Source organism: Chloroflexota bacterium (assembly GCA_026713825.1).
GTDB lineage: Bacteria > Chloroflexota > Dehalococcoidia > Lucifugimonadales > UBA1127 > UBA1127.
The window spans coordinates 55,052-76,837 of sequence record JAPONS010000108.1; the positions used below are offsets into that span (position 1 = coordinate 55,052).

At 62.9% G+C, this 21,786-nt stretch carries 17 protein-coding genes; 10 read left to right on the forward strand and 7 right to left on the reverse strand.

Annotation, left to right across the window (positions count from 1 at the left end; translation table 11 throughout):
• Positions 1–72: 72 nt before the first annotated feature.
• The gene (locus OXC99_12520; protein MCY4625805.1) at positions 73–1,341 is read right to left on the reverse strand and encodes a branched-chain amino acid ABC transporter substrate-binding protein; all 1,269 of its coding nucleotides are present in this window, start codon (positions 1,339–1,341) and stop codon (positions 73–75) included.
• Between the two features lie 63 nt (positions 1,342–1,404).
• Positions 1,405–2,589, reverse strand: a complete 1,185-nt coding sequence (chrA, locus tag OXC99_12525) for a chromate efflux transporter (GenBank protein ID MCY4625806.1) — start codon at positions 2,587–2,589, stop codon at positions 1,405–1,407.
• A gap of 95 nt (positions 2,590–2,684) precedes the next feature.
• Between chrA and OXC99_12530 the strand changes: the two genes are divergently transcribed.
• The 4 genes from OXC99_12530 to OXC99_12545 all read left to right on the forward strand — a co-directional run bounded on the left by OXC99_12530 (position 2,685) and on the right by OXC99_12545 (position 8,260).
• Positions 2,685–5,153, forward strand: a complete 2,469-nt coding sequence (locus OXC99_12530) for an AAA family ATPase (protein ID MCY4625807.1) — start codon at positions 2,685–2,687, stop codon at positions 5,151–5,153.
• Positions 5,119–6,378, forward strand: coding sequence for a hypothetical protein (locus OXC99_12535; GenBank protein ID MCY4625808.1), 1,260 nt, complete (start codon positions 5,119–5,121; stop codon positions 6,376–6,378). The genes OXC99_12530 and OXC99_12535 overlap by 35 nt, the downstream gene beginning before the upstream one ends.
• An 84-nt stretch (positions 6,379–6,462) precedes the next feature.
• Complete coding sequence (locus OXC99_12540; GenBank protein MCY4625809.1) at positions 6,463–6,867, forward strand: hypothetical protein; 405 nt, start codon at positions 6,463–6,465, stop codon at positions 6,865–6,867.
• Between the two features lie 34 nt (positions 6,868–6,901).
• Entirely contained in the window at positions 6,902–8,260 is a 1,359-nt protein-coding gene (locus tag OXC99_12545; protein ID MCY4625810.1) for an MFS transporter, read from the forward strand.
• Between the two features lie 11 nt (positions 8,261–8,271).
• Here the strand turns inward: OXC99_12545 and OXC99_12550 are convergent, their stop codons facing one another.
• The 5 genes from OXC99_12550 to OXC99_12570 all read right to left on the reverse strand — a co-directional run bounded on the left by OXC99_12550 (position 8,272) and on the right by OXC99_12570 (position 14,436).
• Positions 8,272–8,943: a hypothetical protein gene (locus tag OXC99_12550; protein ID MCY4625811.1), complete on the reverse strand. Its 672-nt coding sequence runs from the start codon at positions 8,941–8,943 to the stop codon at positions 8,272–8,274.
• Positions 8,944–9,174: 231 nt separating this feature from the next.
• Positions 9,175–9,870, reverse strand: a complete 696-nt coding sequence (locus OXC99_12555; GenBank protein MCY4625812.1) for a hypothetical protein — start codon at positions 9,868–9,870, stop codon at positions 9,175–9,177.
• 77 nt (positions 9,871–9,947) lie between these two features.
• Positions 9,948–11,264: a Rieske 2Fe-2S domain-containing protein gene (locus OXC99_12560; protein MCY4625813.1), complete on the reverse strand. Its 1,317-nt coding sequence runs from the start codon at positions 11,262–11,264 to the stop codon at positions 9,948–9,950.
• 151 nt (positions 11,265–11,415) lie between these two features.
• Complete coding sequence (locus tag OXC99_12565; protein MCY4625814.1) at positions 11,416–13,095, reverse strand: thiamine pyrophosphate-binding protein; 1,680 nt, start codon at positions 13,093–13,095, stop codon at positions 11,416–11,418.
• 249 nt (positions 13,096–13,344) lie between these two features.
• Positions 13,345–14,436: an LLM class flavin-dependent oxidoreductase gene (locus OXC99_12570; GenBank protein MCY4625815.1), complete on the reverse strand. Its 1,092-nt coding sequence runs from the start codon at positions 14,434–14,436 to the stop codon at positions 13,345–13,347.
• A 160-nt stretch (positions 14,437–14,596) separates the two neighbouring features.
• Here OXC99_12570 and OXC99_12575 point away from each other — a divergent pair, with 160 nt between their 5' ends.
• From OXC99_12575 to OXC99_12600, 6 genes are all read left to right on the forward strand, one after another.
• Positions 14,597–15,643, forward strand: a complete 1,047-nt coding sequence (locus OXC99_12575; protein ID MCY4625816.1) for an LLM class flavin-dependent oxidoreductase — start codon at positions 14,597–14,599, stop codon at positions 15,641–15,643.
• Between the two features lie 16 nt (positions 15,644–15,659).
• Positions 15,660–16,151: a VOC family protein gene (locus OXC99_12580; protein MCY4625817.1), complete on the forward strand. Its 492-nt coding sequence runs from the start codon at positions 15,660–15,662 to the stop codon at positions 16,149–16,151.
• A gap of 20 nt (positions 16,152–16,171) precedes the next feature.
• Positions 16,172–17,953 carry a thiamine pyrophosphate-binding protein gene (locus OXC99_12585; GenBank protein ID MCY4625818.1) on the forward strand — a complete coding sequence of 594 codons (1,782 nt, stop codon included), beginning with the start codon at positions 16,172–16,174 and terminating at the stop codon, positions 17,951–17,953.
• Positions 17,954–18,092: 139 nt separating this feature from the next.
• Positions 18,093–19,394 carry a Rieske 2Fe-2S domain-containing protein gene (locus tag OXC99_12590; GenBank protein MCY4625819.1) on the forward strand — a complete coding sequence of 434 codons (1,302 nt, stop codon included), beginning with the start codon at positions 18,093–18,095 and terminating at the stop codon, positions 19,392–19,394.
• Between the two features lie 83 nt (positions 19,395–19,477).
• Positions 19,478–20,821: an MFS transporter gene (locus OXC99_12595; GenBank protein ID MCY4625820.1), complete on the forward strand. Its 1,344-nt coding sequence runs from the start codon at positions 19,478–19,480 to the stop codon at positions 20,819–20,821.
• Positions 20,822–20,836: 15 nt separating this feature from the next.
• Complete coding sequence (locus OXC99_12600; GenBank protein ID MCY4625821.1) at positions 20,837–21,724, forward strand: NYN domain-containing protein; 888 nt, start codon at positions 20,837–20,839, stop codon at positions 21,722–21,724.
• Positions 21,725–21,786: the final 62 nt, after the last annotated feature.

The window sequence follows — 21,786 nt, forward strand, 5'->3', positions numbered from 1 at the left end:
CCCGCCGCGGCGCGAGGGTCAAGCTGCGGGGGCAACCACGAGGATTGCCCCTACAATGGGTCCCGGGCCCCGCTACGGGTCAAAGCGGTAGACCACGGGCATGTCCGTGGCTTCCGTGACCGCTCCGCCCGGATGCCGCCGCACCACCAGACGGCCCGTCCCGCAATCGCCGAACCCGTCGCAGGAGATCTCGCCGATGATGCCCCGGAAGCCGCTCACGCCCGTCAGCGCCTCCCGCAACGCGGCCCGGTCAATGTAGAGGTCGCCTTCAATGGTGACCGCGACGTTGTCAATGGCCCGCAGCAGCATCGTCGTGGCGTCGTAGGCGTGGGAGATAAAGACGTAGGTGGCGGCCTCGCCGTGCCTGGCCTGGTACGCGGCCTTGAGCTGCGCGCCGCTGACACCGGTGGCCTCGTTCACGTTGTCGTCGAAGTCCAGGTCGGGGCTGGAGAAGTAGACGCCCGCGGCCTCCGGCAGGGAGAGCAGCTGGGTGGTCAGCAGCGCCTCGCCGCCGATGACGGTCACGCCCTGCAGGCCGGGGACGTCCGCCAACTGCGTAAGGACCGTCGCGCCATCCTCCCCGTGGACGGGCAGGAAGAGGCCGTCCGGCCCAGCCTCAGCCAGCTCCGTCAGCGCGCCCGTCATGTCGGGGGCCCCTCGGGTGATCTTCATAACGACCGTCGCGCCGCCGCTCTCGGCAAAGGCCGCGGCGAAGGCTTCGGCCAGGCCGCGGGTGTAGGGGTCGCCGTCGTGCAGGACGCCGACGTTGCGGAGTCCCAGCTCCTCCCAGGCGAACCGGGCCACGGCCAAGCCCTGGTACAGATCGTTGCTGGCGGTGCGGTAGTAGCCCGGCATGTTGCTGTCGGAGGCGTTGCCCTGCAGGTCCGACGTCAGCGACGGCGCGGTGTTGGACGGCGACAGCATGACGAGGTTGCCCCGGCTGATGACCGGCAGCGCGGCGACTGCGGCGAACGAGCACGAGGTGCCGATGACGCCCACCACCTTGGGGTCGGCGGCGACGGACTCTGCGGCGTGGATGGCGGCGTCGGTCTCGCACGCCGAGTCCAACCCCTCGCCCATCGCGACCGCATGGCCGCGGATGGGGCCGTAGTCGGCGATGGCCATCTCGACGGTGCGCTCCACGTGGGCGCCGGAGCCGAGGGTGACGGCGGTGATGGTGCGGATGTGGATATCGTCGCCGGCCTCCACCTTCACCGCGCCCAGGAGGCCCTCGTCGAAGGGGCTGCCCCCGCAGGCCGCGCTCAGCGCCAGCAGCGCGGCGGCCAGCGCGAGGGCCAGGGTCCGGCGGAGGTGACGCTTCATCGGGAGTGCGGTCTGCATGCTGTCCGTCCTTCTTTCCTCAGTATAGCGCGCCATTGGGGGCCGCCGGCGGTCTGGTTCGCCCTACATCGCCTCCAGCAGCGCACCGGCAGCGGCGGCGAGGACCACCACGAGCCACGGGGGCGTCTTCCAGAAGGCCAGCAACACGAACGCGGCAGCCCCAAGCGCAAAGTCCTCGGGCGCATCAATGGCGCTGGTCCAGACGGGGTCGTACAGGGCCGCCAGGAGGATGCCCACAACTGCGGCGTTGACGCCCATAAGGCCTCGCCGCACCGGCGTGAAGCCGCGCAGCCGCTCCCAGAAGGGCAGCACACCCCAGACCAGCAGGAACGACGGCAGGAAGATGGCGGCCAATGCCAGCAACCCGCCCAGCCACCAGGGGTCGAGGACGCCCATGACCGTCCCCAAGTACGCAGAGAAGGTGAACAGCGGCCCCGGCACAGCCTGCGCGGCGCCATAGCCCGCGAGGAACTCATCCTTGGTGACCAAGCCGGAAGGGACAACCTCCGCCTCCAACAGCGGCAGCACCACATGCCCGCCGCCGAACACCAGCGAGCCCGAGCGGTAGAAGCTGTCGGCAACGGCAAGCGGCTGGTTGTCGACAGCCCGTGCGACGAAAGGAAGCGCCACGAGCGCGACGATGAACAACGCCAGCAACAGCGCCCCGATCCCGGCGCCGGTGCGCCGTCCTGCGTCGCCGGCAGACTGCAATTCGGCGGGCCGCAGCAGGATGAGGCCGAGCGCGGCTCCGCCCGCGATGACGAGCACCTGCACGGCAACGCCGCCGGTCAGCAGCAGCGCAGCCGCCGCAACCACGGCGATGGTGATGCGCGTCCGGTCCGGCGTCAGGGTCCGGCCCATGCCCCACAGCGCGAAGGCCACGACGGCCACCGCAGCGATCTTGAGGCCGTCGAGCCAGCCGCCGGCGTCGCCGCCGAACTCGTGCACACCGTAGGCGAAGGCCGCCAGGGCCGCGGCGGACGGCAGCGTGAACCCCAGCCACGCGAGGAATCCGCCAAGATACCCCGCGCGCCCCGTCCCGATCGCGATGCCGAGCTGGCTGCTGGCCGGGCCGGGGAGGAACTGGCAGAGCGCGACGAGCTCGGCAAAGCGCTCCTCTGAGAGCCACTTTCGACGCTCAACGTACTCGTCATGGAAGTAGCCGATGTGCGCCACCGGCCCGCCAAAAGACGTGAGCCCAAGGCGCAGCGCGACAAGCAGGACTTCGAGCAATCGGGAGATTCCCATTACGGGCCTATTGTCGCTGACGGAATGAGCGGTGTCAGCAGTGAGTGGTGGGGTATAATAGCGCGTTGCGGTGGTGGGGAGGCGAAGGGAGACGCATGGGAAGCAGACTGACCGGCGAAGGGCCGGCGAAGGTGTACGCGGCGGCGGAAAAGTGGGTGGACGCCGCCCTGCGCACCGACGACTCGCTGTTCACGCCAGGAAAGCCGGTGTGGACACTGGACGTGCTGGGGGAGGTGCGGGAGAACTTCTTAGATCGACCGAATGAAGGTAGTGGGAGCTTCATGAATAGGCTGCAGGCGCAGCTTGACGGCTGCTCGCCTAAGGCTTATCAGCTTGTGGGTGAAGTGATGTACGTCCATTTCCTCATCACCGACAAGGGCATGAACCGAAACACCAAGGTGAACTACATTAACCAAGTGCTTGGCTGGGCTTCTCCTCCCTTCACCATGCCCCAAGAGGCTGCTGATGGATTCGGCATCGGCCTTATGGGTACTGGACAGAGCTTTCACAATCACCGCCCGTACCACATCGGCTTCATTCTGGAATTTGTAGAACACTGGAAGCAACAGCCAGCAAATGAGCAGCAATCGTTGCTGGATAACCCGTGGGCGTTTAAGGACTTCCTTTGGCAGACACCGCTCACCAGCGAATTGCTGAAGAATGACAAGAACAAGCCCACATTACAGAGACTAGCACTGTTGCATCTCATATTCCCGGACACATTCGAGGCAATCGTATCTACAGCGCACAGGCAGAAGATATTCTCTGCGTTCGCCGGACTGGCTGACGAACCCGACCAGGACATCGACCGGCGGTTACAGCAGCTTCGCCGACACTTTGAGGCTAAGTATGGATCGCCCAATCACCTTTTTTATCGCGAGGCGATTAAGAGCCAGTGGGACGGGACCGAACCACATAACCCCGACCCTAGCCCTTGGGACGTAATTGTCAAGCGGGCAAAGGCATACGTAACCACTGGCAATTTAGAGAAGGATGAGATCAATTACAAATTAGATATCGCGCGGAAACTAGCGGAAGCACGGGAGGCAGTCCTCACCGATGGGGGTGACTGGGCAGGGCTAGTTAAAAGAGGAATTGTTGGCAACCTTGTCTTCAATATCCAACTATCCAGGTTCCGCACTTGGGTTGACAGCTTACCGCAGCAAGCCCTCAATGCGCTGAAGACACTCTGGCGGCAAGATGATTCGCCCATTGAGGAACGCATTCGTAAATTCAGTGCTTTACTTCCCAAAGCAAATGTACCTGACGCCGAACATCCCATTGGCATCACTGGCTCTGGCACCCGTGCAAACGTGATCTCAGTCCTTCTTATGGCGTTAGGCGCAGAAGACCACCCGCCCTTCCGCATGGGCGTCTTTGACAAAGCCTATGAATTGACGGGGTTCGCGAAGCCTGGAACTTCCAGCGATGAGGTCGAACTATACACCCATGCCATGAAGTTCCTGAACAAGTTTATTGAAGAAGCTGGTGAGCGCGGTCTCCCGATACACAACCTCCTTGAAGCACAGTCGATTCTTTGGATGATTGGAGATTGGGAAGAAGATGAAGACAACGGCAAAGGTGGTGGGCTTGAGAATAGCCCCACCCTCGCAAGTCTCGCCACTGATCTCTACTTACACCCTGACTTCCTGAGGGACATCGTGCTGCTCCTAGAAGAGAAGAAACAGATCATCTTCCAGGGCCCGCCAGGGACAGGAAAGACCTTTCTTGCGCGTGAGCTTGCCAAGCATCTGGCTGACGGTGATGACGGGCGGGTGACGCTAGTGCAATTTCACCCGTCGTATGCGTATGAGGACTTCGTGCAGGGTTTCCGTCCCGACCCCGACGGCAGGGGTGGGTTCGCGCTGCGGGATGGGCCGCTGCTGCGGGCGGCTCGCGCTGCCCAACAGGACTTGGACGCAGCTAGAGCAGCAGGGCAGGACCCCGATAGCGCCAGCCGCCACTACCTCATCATTGATGAGATCAACCGAGGTAACCTCGGCAAGGTGTTCGGGGAACTGTACTTCCTGTTGGAGTACAGAGACGAGGCCATGCGGCTCCAATACGCCGACACCGACTTCTCTCTGCCGCCCAACCTCTACATCATCGGCACCATGAACACTGCCGACCGTTCAATCGCGCTGGTGGATCTGGCGCTCCGGCGGCGGTTCTACTTCATGGACTTTCACCCGGATGAGGAGCCCATCAAGGGTGTCCTGCGCCGCTGGCTAGCGGCGAACGCGCCGGAGATGGAGTGGGCAGCGGACGTGGTCAACGCGGCGAACGAGAAGCTGAAGGACGACCGCCACGCGGCCATCGGGCCAAGCTACTTCATGCGGCCTGGCCTGGACGACGCGGCTGTGGAACGCATCTGGAAGCACAGCGTCCTGCCGTATCTGACCGAACGCCTCTATGAGAACGCCGAACGGCTCGCCGAGTTTGACCTGAACAAGCTGCGGGCTGAGGTCGAGATCAGCAACGGCAACGCAGGCGGGAGCGGCCCGGCGGAAGCTGAGGAAGGCCCTGGTGATGCAGATGATGACGGTGGCGAGTCCAGTGCGTGAGCTTAACCTGACCGAGTACAAGCCAAGCGAGGCAACGCCACTGACCGCGCCAGAGCTTGCATCGCTCTTGTCGGCCCGCAAGCAGCTCGGTGTGTCTGTAGAGCCTGCGCAGAATCATCTGGGTGCGTATGTCGTCACGCCCGCCTCCACCGTCGGCGCCGTCGAAATCGACGGCCTCTCCGTCGTCATCAAGCCCAAGATCACCATGCAACAGGTGCTGTCTCTCGCCCTCTATGCCATGGATGCGGACAGTCGCTTTCATCTGCACCCCTTTGACTTTGCGGAGGAGGACGCGCTGCCGGACCTGCTGGCGCATGCGCTGGCACAGGCGGCGCAGCGGGCCTTCGCGCAGGGACTGCTGCACGGCTACCGGGCGGAAGAGGAATCGCTGTACGGCGTGCGGGGCCGCATCCGGTTTGACGACCAAGTGCGCCGCCGGTTCGGCCGCGCCCTGCCGATAGAGGCACGGTACGACGACTTCACAGATGACATCCTGGAGAACCGGCTGGTGAAGGCGGCGGCGGGCCAGCTGGCTATGATGCGGCTGCGCTCCCCGGCAGCGCGGCGAGGACTGGGATGGATTGCCGGAACGCTCGCCAATGTCTCGCCCGTGGAGTATCCGCTCAACAACGTGCCGGAGGTGCGGTTCGACCGGCTGAACGAGCACTACCGGCAGGTGGTGACGCTGGCACGGCTGGTGCTGCGGCACACCGCCTACCAGTCGAGCCGGGGCGCGGTTCGGGCTATTGGCTTCTTGTTTGACATGAACGATGTCTTTCAGCGATTCGTGACGCGCGCGCTGAGAGGGAAGCTCCAGTTGTCCGAGCGTGCCTTCCCATCCGATAAGAAACTGCCCCAAAAGGTGACGCTGGACACGAGTGGACAACTGAACCTCTTGCCAGATCTGTCATGGTGGCAGGACGGTAAGTGCGTCTTTGTCGGAGACGCCAAGTACAAGCGCATCCTTGACGAGCGCGTTCCTAACGCTGATCTCTATCAACTTCTGGCCTACGCTACTGCCCTGAATCTTCCAAACGGGTTGCTCATCTATGCGGAGAGTGAAGCAAATGTTGCCTCTCATACCGTCCGCTACGCCAACAAACAACTGGAGGTCACAGCGCTAGATCTCAATGGCAACCTAGACGATGTTCTAGAGCGAGTTGGGTATCTTGCTAACAGGGTATGCACACTTTCCATTTCAGGAAGCGTATCAGTCAGCATGTGAATTGACGCCCACCGCGCCCTATGCTTCCATTGCCGCAGCAAGGCCCGCCGCCTTGTGGAATATCCTGGGATGGGGGGAACCCATATGGAAATGCTTCGGAAACCTGTTGCGGTCTACCTCGCTCTCTCAGCCCTCGCTGTGCTGGTCCACTTCTGGTTCAGCCCGTTCTACCCGGAGTCGTGGGACGTGGGCGTGATCTGGGAGGTGGTGGACGTGTTCATGGCCGTGGGCATCGTGGTCACGCTGGCGTACACGTTCTCGTACAAGAGCAGCGTGGGCTCGGACGACAGCTCGCTCGCCCACATTTGCGCGTACACCGCCTTCTACGCCTCCGTGGTGCTGGCCGTCCTCTTCTTCTGGAACTGGTTCGATGATCTGACCGTGGCATCGGGAGAACAGAGCGTAACCAACTACAACTACTGGGTAATCATCAACACGATGTACATCGTGCTCATGGGCACGGTCGGCTGGCACCTGTGGCGGAAGTAGGCGGGGAGCTTTAAGGCCCCACGGCGGAGTTGCCATGACCAACGGCCTGCCTCTGCTCAACAAGCTGCTCTACACCTCCGACATGATCGGCGGGCAGGCGGTGGCGCAGACGCGCAACCTGTGGCTGCTGTTCTTCCTCGCGCCGCCGCGGGGCGAGGGCGATGCCGCCGTCACAGGCCTGTCGCTTGGCCCGATCGACATCGACGCGCGCGTACTGGTCGGGGCGGTGCTGACGGCGGGCCGGCTCATCGAGGCGTTCGACGACCCCATCATCGGCTGGTGGAGCGACCGCACCAGGAGCCGTTGGGGCCGGCGCCTGCCCTTCGTGGTGTTCTCGACGCCGTTCTGGGCCATCTTCTTCATGCTGCTCTGGTTCTCGCCCGTGGAGGGCGCGAGCTTCGTCAACGCCCTCTGGGTCTTCGTCATTTTGGAGCTGTTCTTCCTCAGCAACACCATGTCCATTGGCCCGTACGAGTCGCTGCTGCCGGAGGTGGCGAGGAGCCACCGGGACCGGATGAGCATCGTTGCGATGCAGTTCTACTTCGGCGTGCTGGGCGCGGTGCTGGGGCTGGTGCTGAGCGGCGTTGTGCAGGACACGTGGGGGTTCCAGGTCATGGGCGTATTGGTGGGCGCGCTGGGGCTTGGCTTTCGCTTCCTCGGCGTCGGCGGCGTCTGGCGGCACGCTCCGCGCGACACGCCGCCCGCGCAGATGCCGCTCAAGGGCGCCTTCCTCGCGACGCTGGCCAACAAGCAGTTCCTGTACTTCCTGCCCACCTTCGTGCTGTACCAGCTCTCGACGACGATGACGCTGGGGTGGATGCCATTCTTCGTCTCGGCCATCCTCGGCGCGGAGAATGAGGGCACGATGACGTCGGCGCTGACGGGCACGGCGCTGGTGGGGATGATGGTGGCGGTGTTCGCCATGTGGAAGCTGAGCCATACGAAGGGCAAGCAGTGGGTCTACTCGTTATGCCTGCTGGGCACCGCCGTCATCCTGCCCTTCATGTTCTTCGTGGGGTTCGTGCCGGGGGTGCCGATACTGGCGCAGGGGATCGTCGTCGCCTTCCTCGTCGGGCTGCCGATGGGCGGCGTGAACCTCATGCCGCGGGCCATCACCGCCGACATCACCGACTACGACGAGATCCGCACCGGCATGCGCCGGGAGGCGATGTTCTTCACGACGCAGAACCTCTTCGAGAAGGTGGGTTCGTCGTTCTCCGCGCTGTTGCTCGCGCTCATCCTGCTGCTGGGCGAGACGGCGGACGACCCGCTGGGCATCCGCCTGCTGGGGCCGGTGGCGGGCGCCATCGCGTTCATCGGCTACTGGGTGTTCCGGGGATACCGGCTGCCGAGCACCGTCACGCCGGAGAGCGTGCGGGAGGCGGGGTTGTAGGGGTTAACGTCTCAACAATTCTTGTTCCTGTCGGAGTCCCAAGCCTTGTACATAGCAACAAGCTCCCCTAGCTCTTCATTTACGACATTATGCATCTCCGACAAGAAGGCCCTTGGTACTAGGATCCAACCATAACCGTTGGCCAGTTTTTCCATACGCAAGACTTGTCTCTGCTTCTCGGAGGCCATCTCAAAACGCCCATTGTTGTGAGCGATGACATTTCGCACGTTTCTGAGCACCTCCAATCTCTTCAAGTTTTCCTCATTTCGTGAGAGTTCCATCCCAAGGACATCTCTGTAATGTGCAATCGCCTTTGTCAAGAAGTCGCTGTTGCCTCCCCTGGTGTTGAGGCCCACAGTTAGTCCCTTTTCACGCCCAATGAGTTCAGCGATCTCCTTGACCGATGTTTCATATACAGCGAATAGCCCAACAATGAATGGGCTACGATAAACACGAGGTAGGAAGGACTCGGTAAAGTAGCCGTATTCGAAGTTGAGCATATCCGACTCATATTCATAATCCGAGTCAGAAGTAAGACTTCGAAGTCCATCGTCGCGTTTCTTCATTGCCTCCTCCGTGGCGTGTGAAATATGTTCTTCAATTAATGTGATATGCTCTTTGAGAGTTGTAATCTCCAATGCAATTTCTACGAGTCGAAAGTCAATTGTGAGTTCTTGGCTCATCCGCAGTTTCCTTCTTTTCGAGACCTGCAGGACACCTTTTACTCGCCGGTCATTAGCCAAAGCAAGGCCTCAAGCCTGAGCTGCCAAATCAACTCCCATTAGAAAAAGGGAGGGGCACAAGGCCCCTCCTAATAGAGTGTGCTTCGTTAGCTATCTGCCCCCGAGGCTGCCTGCTGCCAATGGGTGACGCTAAAGAGCGTGCAGGAGGCGGGCTGTAAGGGTGTTCATTCTTCAAAGTCTCAAGGACTTAACGTTCTGCTCTGCGCTTTCACTCAGCATGTTGATCGAGTAATACAGGGCCGTAGCTGCCTCTTGTCCAATGTTATCTTCAATATTCAAACGACGGCTGGTTTTGGTGAATAGACCTCTCAAGAGGAGTTCGTTCTTCTCGTACAAATCGGCGTTTAGCCTATTGGCCGACCGTGCAATACACTGGCCAAGTAGCTTTTCGTCATCCGTGAGATTGGATGGGTCACTGATCAACTTGGGCGCCCACTTCTCGAAGAATTCCATCCTCCTAACGTTTCCCATTGCCTTTGCCCTTTCGTCAGTCCGGCCATTGGCATCCAACCCGGTTGATTGAGAAATAGTTCGATTGTATTCGCCCATGGTCTCCCATACCGAGAGTTTGTGCCTAGCTTTCAAGTATTGGACGGTAAAGGCACTTTGCTGTATGACTTGCTCATCTTTCTTGAATCGCTTCTGCCATGCGAGCCCATACAGTTCCAAACGCAGCGCCGTCAGTTCATGGTGAAGTGACTCTTGGGGGATACTTTCCATTTGGGGGTTTTTGTCTATCAATTGCTTCTTGATGACATCCAAGAGAACTGTAGGTTTTGCTACAATTTGTCCTATTTCGACGCCATCGAAGACGATCTCGTCGTAGAAACGCCCGCAATGCTGTGCGATCCCTCCCTGAATCTCCATTCCCACTCCTCAGCGTATTGAGCAGAATGCACCCCTCCAACACGAGGCACATTCCGCTCAACTAGTCAGTCACCCCCCTACTCGAAGAACGGCACGAACGCCACCGGCTCCCCGCCGTCTACGTTTCGGACTACCTTGGTGGCTTCCTGCCAGTCGACGGTCTCGTTGAGGATCATGCCGACGGGGCGGACGCGGACGAGCTTGGTGTCGTCGACGCTCGCGGGAATGGAGCCGTCCTCCTGCAGCGCGCGGGCGCCGGCCAGCAGTTGCTTGCGCACCTGGATGATCATGCGGTCGCTGGTGCCGAGGTGCTCACGGCGGCGGTCGTAGATGGCCCCCATGGTCTCGGTCATCGCGCGGTCCTGAAGGTTCACGAGGAAGGGGACGCCGGACATCATGTACTTACTCTGTACGTCGTAGTCGATGCAGTAGTCGTTGGCCTTTCGCGCATAGGACATGTAGCGGGTGCGCGGGTCGGGCGTTTCAGGGAGGTAGCCGCCGGCGGACTTGAACGGGTCCAGCAGGAACGCCTCAAGATCAGAGGACGCCCCCGTGTCCGCCCTGCCGCTCATCATGAACAGCATGTGGTAGTCGTCGTCGATGGGCACCCATGCGCGGAGGTTCACCGTCGCGTCGATGGTGATCATGCTGAAGAAGGGGTAGAGGTACTGGTTGACGCGGTGGTGGATGTCGCCCTGGTCGTTTATGTGACGGAGGGCGGTGTAGTAGACGCCGTAAGGCGTGGGCACCACGTCGAGCGCGGGCGCGCGGTCGTTAGTCCAGACGCCGCGGAGCTGGCCCGGCGCGGCGGGGGCGTCCTCGTAGAGACGGCCGTGGATGAAGTAGACGTGGGAGGAGTCGAGGTCGCCCTCCAACCCCTGCATCCAGTTGCACTCCTCCGTCATTACGTGGGGCTCGTACGACTGATCGTAGGGAAGTGTCGTAACCTCAAACGGCGGGAAGGGTGGAGGCGTCTCGCGGGGCCCCATGTAGGTCCACAGGGCCTTGTTCACTTCCACGACGGGGTACGTGATGGCGCGGACCTTGTCCTTGAAGTTGGACTTGGTCGGCTCGTTGGGCATTTCGAGGCAGGCGCCGGTGACGTCGAACTTCCAGCCATGGTAGTTGCAGGCGAGGCCGGCGTTCTCGTTGCGGCCGAAGAAGAGCGACGCGCCGCGGTGCGGGCAGTTCTCGGCGATGAGGCCGACATCGCCGTTGGAGTCGCGGAAGGCGACGAGGTCCTCGCCGAGCAGGCGGACGCGCTTCATGGGGCCGTCACGCTCCGGCAGGTCGCGGGACGGCAGGAACGGGATCCAGAACTCGCGGATGAAAGAGCCCATCGGCGTTCCGGGCCCGACTCGCGTCAGCATCTCATTGTCGTAGGTCGTCAGCATGCGTTTCCCCCTGATATGAATTATCCGGTTTCCCGATGCCGTAGGGTATGCAAACAGCCTTGGCGTCGTCAAGCGGAGACTCGGCGGAATTCGGCGCACGTACACGACCGGCCGTGCGACGACTGGGCACATCGACCCGCGGCGCCGGGAATCAGGACGCGATCATGCCTTGCTGCGGCTGCGTCCAGGCCACCCTGGGCAGGTGCGTCATGAACTTGGACCGCGGCAGGTCCAAGTGCCCCACCGGCACGTCGATGACGACCGGCGCATTGAGCGCCAGGGCTTCGGGCAGCAGCGTGGCGAGGTCCGAGGGGTCTTCCGTGCGCAGTCCCACCACACCGAAGGACTCGGCGAACTTGACCAGGTCCGGGTTGTGCAGATCCGTGCCATACGAGCCGCCAAAGAAGTCCTCGAGGTCGCGTGCGACGTTGCCGTAGGCGTCGTCCCTGAACACGACGGTGACGGTGTTGATGCCGTACTTGACCGCCGTCGAGAGTTCGGAGGCGTTGAACATGAAGCCGCCGTCGCCGGTGAAGCAGACCACGGGCGTGCCAGGCTTGCCGACCTTGGCGCCGAGAGCGGTGGGAAATGCGTGACCGAGGTTGAACGAGAAGCCGGAGTCTATGTACGTGCCGGGCAGGTTCACCTGGTAGTGGGTGCGGGAGTAGTAGCCAAACTGCGTGACGTCCCAGACCGTTATGGTCTCCTCAGGGATGCTCTGCTTGATGGTCTCGAGGACGGCGTACTGCGGCTCCTGCTGCCTGATGTCGTAGTAGGCAATGAGGCGACGGGCCGCCTCGACAGCCTCTGCTGGTGATGGGCGGTTGTCTGCGCCCGCCTCCCTGAGGAAGGGGAGCAACGCCTCAAGCGTCGCCTTGACGTCGCCGTGCAGGGGCAGGGTGTTGGCCTGTATTCTCGTGAGGTCCCTGTCGTCGATGTTTATGTTAATCAGCGTGCATGCCTCTCCCGCGGGATTGCCGATCGAAAAGCGCGCTCCGACGCCGATCATGACATCGGCCGACTGCATGACGTCGAGGAGCTGGTTCAACTCGAGCGTTTCCGCCGCCGGGCTGAGGCAGGACCCGTAGGTCAGGGGATGGTTGTCGGGGATCGCCCCCTTGCCGCCGCTCGACGTGATGACGGGGATGTTGGTCGTTTCCACAAGTTCCCGGAGAACACCCTCCGCGCCCGACTGCATGACGCCGCCGCCGGCGTATATGAGGGGGAGCCTGGAATTGGCGATCACGTCCGCCGCACGGCGAAGGTCGTCCGGGCTGGGCACGATGCGCGAGACGGGGGCAGAGTCACGCAACTGCACTTCCTCGCGCTCGACGGCCACTTCCGGCGGCATCTCAAGGTAGACGGGGCGAGGGCGTCCTGTGCGCATCTGCCGGAAGGCCTCGGAGACTGCGGCCGGGATTTCACGGGGACGCATGGCCTGCCGCCGCCACTTGGTCACGGGAGCGAGGGTTTCCATCTGGTTGAACACCTCATGGATGGCGCCCAGGTCCTTGCCCATCTGCGGCCGCGAGATCTGCCCGGCAATGAGCAACACCGGCGTTGAGCGCGCGAAGGCGGTCGCCATTCCGGAAGCGGCGTTGTAGACGCCCGCGCCGGGGACGACCAACGCCACGCCGGGCTTACCCGAAGCCCGGGCGTAGCCGTAGGCCATGTTTGTCGCGCCGCCCTCATGCCGCGTGGTGATGTGCTCGATTGCCGCATCGTCGCGCATGGCGACGACGCTGCCGGACATGTGAATGCCGGGTATCCCGAAGACTACCTCGACTCCCTCTCGAATCAAGGACTGGGTCAAGGCTTCGCCGCCACTCATATTGGCCATTAGTCTGGTCCCTTCACTCAGCGACTGGGCAGCATGCCGGTGCGGGAGCTTGCTGCTGCCCATCAATGAGTCGAAGCTGGGCCGGCCCTGTGGTATCGCGAGTATATCACTATGGTGTGGCAGAAATGCCCGTGTGCAAGGTGGGAAACACCAATGTCTGCTGGCCGCCAAGTATGGTGCGATAGTACCAACACCGGGTACTAAGCGTGGCGAATCCATCGACGAACGTACGTTGCGGCGTTACGCGCCATGCCCGGACGCCGAGGCAGTCCCATCCGGGTCCAGCCCTGCACGCACCGCCGGCATCACATCCGAAATGAAGAGTTCCAGTGACCGCTCAGAACGCTCAGGCGGCAGGTCCCCAAATGAGAACACGAGTATGCAGTAGTTGATTCCCGAGACCTCTATGGACTCAATCAACCGCTCGGCCACTGTCTCCGGCGACCCGGCGATGACCACGCGCGTACTTCGGTCGGGCTGCGGCGCGGCCGTGAGCGAGGCGCTGTGCTTCCGGGAGAGGTGGCTGATGTGCGCGGCCCACTCGGCCATTGCCGGGCCGGCGATGGCCTCCGCCTCGGCGTCGGTCTCGGCGACGAAGATGTGCTGGTTGCGGCCGAGCCGCGGCGCGGCGACGTGTGCGTTGTGACGGCCCTCGTCGTCCTGGTGCTCCAACCAGGTCTCGCGGTACTGCTCCAGCATGGGTCGGACGTTCTCAGGCGCGCCGGGGATGGCGGTGTTGTACCCGTGCCGCGCGACGAAGTCGATGATGTCCGGGCTGCTGCTGGGGAACCAGAGAGGCGGGTACGGCTTCTGGTACGGCGCCGTGTGCAGCTCGACGTCGTGGTAGTTGAAGTAGTTGCCCTCGTGCTCCAGCGTGTCCTTCCCGCAGGCGTTGAAGAAAATGTCGAGCGTCTCACGGTAGCGGCCCCGCGATTCCTCCACGTCGTCGATGCCGTAGACCGAGGACTCGAGGAGCGAGATGCCGCGGCCGACGCCGAGCTCCACGCGCCCGCGGCTCATCTGGTCCAGCATGCAGACCTCGTTGTAGAAGCGGTACGGGTCGTACCAGGGCAGGCAAAAGGTGAGCGCACCCACATGCAGGTTTTGCGTGCGCTGGATGGCGGCGGCGAGCAGGATGGACGGCGAGATGTTGAGGGAGAGGGGCGTCGCCTGGTGCTGCGCCGTGTGCCAGGCGTAGAAGCCCGCGCGGTCGGCCATCTCCACCAGACGCATCTTGTGCTCGACGATGTCAGCGACGGGGCGGCCGGAGTTCTCGATCCAGTCGAACATCGCGAACTCGAACGGCGCTTCAGGGAACGTTGTGACTGCCATGGCGTAGAGCTCCTTCGATGGGGTCTCGGTTTCGGGCTGTTGCCGGAGGGCAATCCGAATCCGCGCCAGTATACACCACGCCGTCGCGGCCCTTGCCGCCCCGAAGCCGTGCGGATATGATGCGGCAAACCCGCGACCCGACCCTGAACAAGGGGGCGTTATGAGATTCGGTTCCTTCGTGGAGTTCTCCATGGCGGAAGGGGGCGACCCGGCGGAGGCCTACGCCAAGGCGTTCTCACACGTGGACATGGCGGAGGACCTCGGCCTCGACACCATCTGCCTTGCGGAGTTCCATTTCACGCCAAACCGGGTCATCTCGTCGCCGCTCATGGTGGGGGCGGCAATCGCGGGGCGCACCAAGCGCATCACGATCGGCACGTCGGTCCTCGTGCTGCCGCTGTCGAACCCTCTGCGCGTCGCCGAGGAAGGGGCCACGCTGGACCACGTCAGCGGCGGGCGCTTCGAGTTCGGCGTCGGGCGCAGCGGGTTTCAGGCGGCGTACCAGGGATACGGTATCCCCTACTCGGAGAGCCGCGACCGCTTTCGTGAAGCTCTCGACGTCATCACGATGGCGTGGACAAACGAGCGGTTCAGCTACAGCGGTGAGTACTACAGCTACGAGAACGTCTGCGTGGTGCCAAAGCCGGTGCAGTCGCCGCACCCACCCATCCGGATCGCCGCGACGACGAATGAGACGTTCCCCGTCAACGGACAAATGGGCTACCCCCTCCTCGTCGGTCTGAGGACGGTGCCGCTGGAGGGGGTGACCGAGCAGGTCGCAAGCTACAAGAAAGCGTACAAGGAGGCCGGCCACGAGGCGCCGATGGACGTTTCGCTGCGCATCCCCGTGTACATCGCCGAGGACCGGGAAGCCGCCCTGACCGAGCCGGAGGAGAGCTTTATGCGGCAGTTTCGCAGGCTGCAGCGGCGGCTGGTGGAGGACGAACAGGCCGGCGCGGGAACCGCCGCGGAGATGCGGTCCGAGCGCGCTGCCAGCATCGCCTCGATGACGTGGGAGGACGTGCAGCGAGAGAAGGTAGCCGTCGGCACGCCGGAGATGGTCGTCGAGCAGCTGAGCAAGCTCAGGGAAGCGTTGCACCTCACGGAGGTCGTCGCGGAGTTCAACGCGGGCGAGTTGATCCCATCTGAGCATATCGAACGCTCCCTGCAGCTCTTCTGCGAGAAGGTCGCCCCAGAACTGCGTTAGCGACAAGGAGGTTGTCATGCCGGTCAAGCTTGAACGGATTGGCCACTGCCTCATCAAGGTGCGTGACGTGGAGCGCTCCAAGAAGTTCTACACGCAGGTGCTGGGTTTCCAGATGATGGAGCAGGACCCGGACCACGGCGGCGTCTTCCTGAGCTTGCCCGGCGACGGCCACACCATTGACCTCTCGCAGGTCGGTGACCCCAAGAGCGCGACGCCGCCCGTCGGCCAGCAGGACGGCGTCGGCGTGCTGCACATCGCCTTCAAGGTCGGCAGCTATGAGGCGCTGCGCGAGTCGTACGACAGCCTCATCGCCGACGGCGTCGAGGTGCAGCGCATGATGGACCACGTCAGCCAGCGCAGCCTCTACTTCCACGATCCCGACGGCAACACGCTTGAGGTCTACTACGAGTACCCCAATGCCCGGGAGCTCTTCCTGGCGGGCCGCGGGGATGAGGATGTCCCGTTTACATGGGACGACCCCCTTCCGGAGCACGCCGCCACAGCCTAATAGCGCCACAGGAGGCCCCAATGACGACCGATCCCCGCCAAAATGGCTTTGCACCCACCGAGTACGGCTCGGACGTCATCGTGGACACGCTGCGCGCCCTGGGCATCGAGTACGTCTCGATGAACCCGGGCGCCACGTTCCGCGGCATCCACGACTCGGTAGTCAACCACCTGGGCAACGAGCGACCGGAGTTCATCCTCTGCAACCATGAGGAGATCGCGGTCGCGCTCGCGCAGGGGTACGGGCGCGCGGCAGGCAAGCCGATGGCGGCCTTCGTGCATGACATCGTCGGGCTGCTGCACGCGTCGATGGCGATGTTCAACGCGTGGATGGGCCGCTCCGGCGTGCTGGTGCTCGGCGCAACGGGCCCGCTCGACGCCAACCACCGGCGCCCGTGGATCGACTGGATCCACACGGCCAACGTGCAGGGCGAGGCGGTCCGCAACTTCGTGAAGTGGGACGACCAGCCCTCCAGCGTCGAGGCCTCCGTCGAGTCGCTCATCCGCGCGTACAACCTCGTCACCTCGGAGCCACTGGGGCCCGTCTACGTCTGCTTTGACGCCGACGTGCAGGAGAAGAAGCTGACCGAGCCGTACCAGATGCCCGACGTCTCGCGATTCCCGGCGCCGACGCGGATGCAGGCGGACCCGGCGGCGCTGGAGCAGGTGGCGAGCGCCCTCATGGCGGCCGAGCGCCCCGTGGTGCTCGCGAACTTCCTCGGCCGCTCGGAGGAGGCCACGCAGGGGCTGCTGCGGCTGGCCGAGAGCCTCGCGCTGCCGGTCATCAACGGCGGCGACTTCTTCAACTTCCCGACGCGCCACCCGCTCTACGCGACCGAGAGCCGAGAGGAGCTTCTGTCGGAGGCCGACGTGGTGCTCGCGCTGGACGTGTACGACCTGCAGCAGGAGCTGACCCGGCTGGACCGGGCGACGCGAAAGACAGAGGACATCCTGCGCCCGGACGCCATGCTCATCGACATTTCGCTGCGGCAACTCCAGGTGAAGAGCTGGGCCGACGACCACGGCAGCCTGTACCCGACGGCATTGTCCGTCGCGGCGGACACGTCGCTCGCGACGCCGGCCCTCGCCGACCTGGTGCAGCGGCGGCTGGACGACGCCGTGGGCAGCGCGGCAGCCATCACGGCCCGCCGCGAGCGCATCGCGCAGTTGAGCGAGGCGGCGCTGGCCCGGAACCAGTCGACTGCACAAGCGCACTACGAGGACCACCCGCTGGCGCTCTCGACCATCGCGCAGGAGCTGTGGGACGTCGTGAAGGACTACGACTGGGTCATCGGCAACGGCGACCTGCGCGGGTGGGTGCAGCGGCTGTGGGACATCAAGCACCCGTACCAGGACGTGAGCGCGCGCGGAGGCGGCGGCCTCGGCGAGGGGCTGCCGCACGCGGTCGGCGTGGCGCTGGCAAACCGCGACAAGGGGCGGCTCACCATCAACATCCAATCGGACGGCGACATGCTCTTCACGCCCGCGGCGATCTGGACCGCCGTGCACCACCGCATTCCGCTGCTCATCGTCATGTACAACAACCGCACGTACGGCAACGACCTCGGCCACCAGGGCTCGATGGCTCAGGTTCGCGGACGGCCCATGGAGCGGCGCACCATCGGCATCGACATCGACGACCCGGCGGTGGACTTCGCGGGGCTGGCGCGGTCGTTCGGCGCGTACGCGGAGGGCCCCATCGAGCGGGCGGAGGAGCTCAAGCCCGCCTTCGAGCGCGCGGTGAAGGCCGTCGTGGAGGAGGGCCGCGTGGCGCTCGTGGACATGTACACGCAGGTAGTGTAGGGGGGCGGCAAACTCAGGGCAGGGCCATCTCTACCGCCGTTGCCAACGCTTTCGCATATTGCTATGCTTTCCATGATGCTTGTGCCGGTGGGCGGCGTATGACGCGCGCACCGACCGAGACTACCAAGGAGGACTGTGGATGCTCACCAAGGAAGACAACGATCTGATCACGCAAGTAGGCCCCGGCACGCCTATGGGCGAGCTGTTCCGGCGCTTCTGGCTGCCCGTGATGCTGGCCGAGGAGGTCCCCAACGCCGACAGCACGCCGGTGCGGGTCACCGTCCTCAATGAGAAGCTCATCGGGTTCAGGGACACCGAGGGCCGGGTCGGACTCGTCGACTCCTACTGCCCGCACCGCGGCGCGCCCCTGTTCTTCGGGCGCAACGAGGAGTGCGGCATTCGCTGCGTGTACCACGGCTGGAAGTTCGACGTCGACGGCAACTGCGTCGATCTGCCCAACAGCCCCGAGGGCGAGACCTACAAGGACAAGGTGCAGATCAAGGCGTACCCGACCGTCGAGCGCGGCGGTCTCGTCTGGGCCTACATGGGGCCCAAGGACAGGCAGCCGCCCATGCCCGGCTTCGACTGGCTGGACCAGCCGGAGGAGAACCGCTACCTGATGAAGTTCATCCTCCAGTGCAACTACCTGCAGGGCATGGAGGGCGACTACGACCCGAGCCACGCCGTCTACCTGCACTCGACCCTCGACAACAACGCGTCCAACCGGGCGCTCCAGGTGAGCCAGGTCGGCAACACCTTCCAGGACCCGCGACAGCTCTACGTGGACATCGAGGACACGGACGGCGGCATCGAGTTCGTCTCCAGCGGCAACGCGGAGCGCGGCAAGCTGTTGAGCCTCGGCCACTGGATGATGCCGATCTTCTGCACGGCGGGCATTGCCGGCCCCGGCATCTTCTCCAGCAACATGCGCGTGCCCATCGACGACGAGAACTGCATGTTCTTCCGGCTGCGCTGGAGCTACGACCCCATCCCCGACTACGAGTTGGCCGAGTACAAGTACGGGCAGTTCACACACCCGGAGCTCGTCCCAGGCTCGTTCTACCCCGTTGCAAACATGCAGAACGACTACCAGGTCGACCGGATCGCGCAGAAGAACTACTCGTTCACCGGAATCAAGAACTTCCCGCTGCAGGACATCGCGATGATGGAGGACCAGTGGGGGCCCATCGCCGAGCGCGAGAAGGAGCACCTGGTGCGCTCCGACGAGGGCATCATTCGCGTGCGGCAGCGCCTCATCCGCACGGCCCGCAGGCTCATGGAGGGCGAGGAGCCCTCGGAGCCGAGCATGCCCGATGCCTACAAGGCCCGCACCGTTCGCAAGTTCTACCCCAGCGACTTCCCCGTCGACGAGGCGGTCAAGGAGCTGAAGGAACACCGCATGACGTCCCGCCGCCCCGTGCTTGAGGCGGCGAACGCGTAGATTCGTGTTGAATGGAGCCGGGAGGCCCTGCCCAGGGGGGGTGGGGCCTCTTGGTATGGAATGGCCTTAATTGATTGGAGCCCATGACCACCAGACCAACAAGGGAAGCCCCTGAGGACGCCCGGCCGCAGCAGGAGGGCGCACCTCCTTCCGGTCGAGGGCCGTGGGGCGGACCGCCCGGCGCCGAAGCCGAGCAGAGTGGTCCGTGGCTGCAGCGCACCTTCCGGTCGCTCGGCAACACGGAGTTCCGCTTCCTCTGGACCGGCTCGCTGCTGGCGATGGGCGCGATGCAGATGATGGCCTTCGCGCAGGGGTTCTACGTCTACGACCTCACCGGCGACCCCAAGCTGCTCGGCGTCGTGACCGCCGCCAACGGCGTGCCGGGGTTGGCCCTGAGCCTGTTCGGCGGTGTCTTCGTCGACCGGTGGGAGAAGCGCGGCATCATCCAGGTCAGCCAGATCCTGTTCGCCATCATGGCGATGAGCATCGCCACACTCATCTACACGGATGTCATTCACTGGACCCACCTGATGGTCGCCGCATTCATCCAGGGATGCATCATGCCGTTCATGATGCCGGCGCGGCAAGCCATCGTGCCGCAGGTTGTGCCGCGGCACCTCATCATGAACGCCGCCGCGCTGAGCGCCCTCGTCATGAGCGTGACCACCATGGCCGCCCCCGCCATCGCCGGGCCTCTGTCCGGGTGGCTGGGCATGGCCATGCTGTACGTGTTCATCGGGTGCATGAACATTGCATCGTTCGCATTTACGACGCAGGTGAAGAAGCACTACCCCGAGGGCGAGAGGTCCGGCCGCAGCCCCATCGGCGACATTGTGCTGGGCGTCCAGTACATACGCCGCGACACTGTCATCATGCTGTTGCTGATCATGGGCATTGTGCAGGTGATGATGATGGCGCCAATCCGCTTCGTGATGCCGCTGTTCGCGAGGGACAACTTCAGCGTTGAGGAGGCCGGCCTCGGCTTCATGCTGGCGGTCCTGGGGTTGGGCAGCATGGCTGGCGCCATCGCCGTCGCGGGCATGAAGAAGGCCGGGAACCGCGGCCGGTTGCTTGTGGGCTCCGCTATCATTTCGGGGCTGACGCTCCTGGGATTTGCGGCCATCTCGGAGTTCTTGCCGGTATTTGCCCTCGGACTGGTGATGCTCGCAGTGGTCGGCCTCATCCAGTCTGCGCGAATGACGCTGCAGGCCTCCCTGACGCTCGAGTACGTGGACCCGACCTACCGGGGCCGTGTCATGAGCATCCAGGGGCTCATGTGGGGGCTCATGCCCATAGGCGTGTTGCCGCTAACGCTCATCGCCGACTACTGGGGAGCGCCGGCGGGGCTGTCCATCCTCGCGCTGGCGTTCATCGCTATCGCAACCATCGTGCTCATCTTCTCGCCGACGATGCGGCGGTTGCAGTAGGGAGAGCGAGGCAAGTTGGACGCGCAGACAAACACCAATATGAACATCGAAGAGGGTCCCTCGATTCTCGGCAAGAAGAGCGCTGATCCCGGATCCGGCTTGTATGTAGATGTGGAGAATCTACAGCAAGGCGGCGAGACGGTGATCCAAGAGTTGATTGAGTCTTGGCCTGTGAGCGCCCCTTCGCCTACACATTTGGGCCTCTTCGTTCAGGCTGATCAAATGGAACTGTGGCAGCTATGGGCAAATAGTCAATTTAGGAATCTAACGGTTTCGATCTTTGGGACTCAGCACTTTAGCCAATCTCAAACCAAGAATTCTGCAGACATTGCCATGGCAACTAGGTCGATGGCTGACTTGCTAAGAGAGAGAGTTAGCCACATTGTAATACTCAGCAACGACAGTGATTTCATCTCCCTATTTGCCGCTATTCGGGATGAACTGAGAATTACAGGGAACAGCGGCGTAGTGCCTTTCACCTGGGTGGTGATTGACCAAACTTCCTCTCTATCCCCGACTGTAAAGCGCTTTTTCCCTCAGGAGAACCTGCACGTAATTCCGGCGCAACCCAGCAAGAGCAAGACCTCGAAGGCACAAAAGCCTTCCTCTAGTCGAATGCCTGACGAGAAGTTGAGTGTCGAAAATAGTACCTGGGCACAAATGGCCCTTGCCGTCATTAGGAACATCGAAATTGGCACATTCAAGAGCACTGAGTGCCAGCCCATCATCAAGAAGCAATGGGCCAACCATTCGGTAGCGAAGGCAGGTGGGGCTGCATTCGGCACAGAGTTCAAGAACAACATCTGGCCGCTTCTCCAATCCCATGGAGTTGTTATCGACAACCCAGGCGGCAAGCCGGTTCGCTACCGAATGACTGCAAAGGCTAAGGAAGTAACTGAATAATCTCGCATAGATTCTAGATCCTGTGCCCAAGCCAACAAGTAGCTCTTCACTTGAACTCTCTT